This is a genomic window from Bacillus canaveralius (assembly GCF_002860125.1).
Classification (GTDB): domain Bacteria; phylum Bacillota; class Bacilli; order Bacillales; family Cytobacillaceae; genus Bacillus_BJ; species Bacillus_BJ canaveralius.
Map to the genome: position 1 here is coordinate 1 of NZ_PGVA01000052.1, position 1,537 is coordinate 1,537.

General features: G+C 38.0%; 1 protein-coding gene. It reads left to right on the forward strand.

The window, feature by feature from the left end; all coding sequences use genetic code 11:
* Window positions 1–171: 171 nt before the first annotated feature.
* Window positions 172–1,401 (forward strand): IS4 family transposase, encoded by a 1,230-nt coding sequence (locus CU635_RS18220; RefSeq protein WP_101578810.1) that lies wholly within the window; start codon window positions 172–174, stop codon window positions 1,399–1,401.
* Window positions 1,402–1,537: the final 136 nt, after the last annotated feature.

The following is a 1,537-nucleotide window of genomic DNA, read 5'->3' on the forward strand; positions in this document are numbered from 1 at the left end:
CACTAGCGTTGCATTAAATAAAAGCGAATTTGTCAAGCTCAAATCAAATAAATTTATTTTGAATTAATTGTAATATATGTCATTTTTTAGTTTTCTAAGATATAAAAAAACCTTATAATTAGATAGAAGGTTTCAAAGTCCCTGTCCATATCTTAATTATAAGGAGTTCCCATGGACAAGAATAACATAAAATCTGTTTTTAAGGAATACATTCAACCGGCAGAAATGAAAGTTATTTCAAAAATCATTGAGCAGATGAACGTTGATAAATATGTTAAAAAGCTGGATAGTCTCAGCTTTATCAAACTATTTATTTATGCTCAATTGAAACAGTTGCCAAGCCTGAAGAAAATTAGTTTTAAGGTACGGCACAGAAAGAAATTGCAGAAAGAACTTGGATTAAAAAGCATCAGTAAATCTCAATTATCCCGTAAACTTTCTGGTCTTCCCCCGGATATCTTCCAAGCTATTCTGCAGCATCTGATTCAACAGATTCACCGTGAATTCGGGAAAGAAAAGGGAAATAATTTACTGGGCAAGATTCATCTCATTGATTCAACGACTATTTCCTTTTGCCTCAGCCAGTATCGGTGGGCTGATTTTCGAAACACGAAAGCCGGTGTTAAGATTCATACCCGGGTCGTTTTCTATGAGGGAGAGACCTCTCCGGATAAGATCATCGTCACCCCGGCCAGACCGGCCGATGCGACACAATTGGATGCCTTGATGGTCATCGAAAAGGATGCGCTCCATGTATTTGACCGAGGTTACTTCGATTTTGAAAAGTTCGATGAGTATTGTAAACAGAACGTCCGATTTTGTACCCGGCTCAAAGATAATACGATCATCCACGTCATTGAAGAATTGCCTGTAGACCCCTCATCCAACATTCTTCGGGAGGCTGTGGTCAAGCTGGGAAAGATGAAATCCCCTGTCCGATTAATCGAAACAAAAGATAGCCAAGGGAATACCATCTCCATCATCATCAATGATGCGAAGATGAGCGCACAGGAGATCAGTGACCTTTATCGAAACCGCTGGCAAATTGAGTTGTTTTTCAAATGGATGAAACAGCACTTAGTGATCAAAAAGTGTTACGGAAAGAGCGCAAATGCCGTCTACAATCAAATTCACATTGCCATGATCACTTTCTGCTTAACTTTATTAATGAAGAAGAAGGTACGTTATCAGGGAACTCTTCTCGAAATGCTTGAATACGTAGAGGAGTTTTGGTCGAGAAGCTTCTCTGTGTTTCTAAAAGAGCTAGTTAAAAAGCCAGATCGATCATCACTGGGTCGAAGGCGACTCCATCATGAACGGATTTTCCGCGAAACCCTGGCGCAGTTTGAAGAAGGAGATACTCAACATTTAAACGACCAAAACTATGACCCTATTTGTTAATTTGTAAAAAACTGGATAAGGACTACCTTCAACTAGGTCCTCTTATCCTTTTTTCTCAGTTACTCAAATAAATAAAAACTGAATATTGCGTTAAGTTATTTAATGGAATATTTTTGATTTTTATTCCATTTTTTCA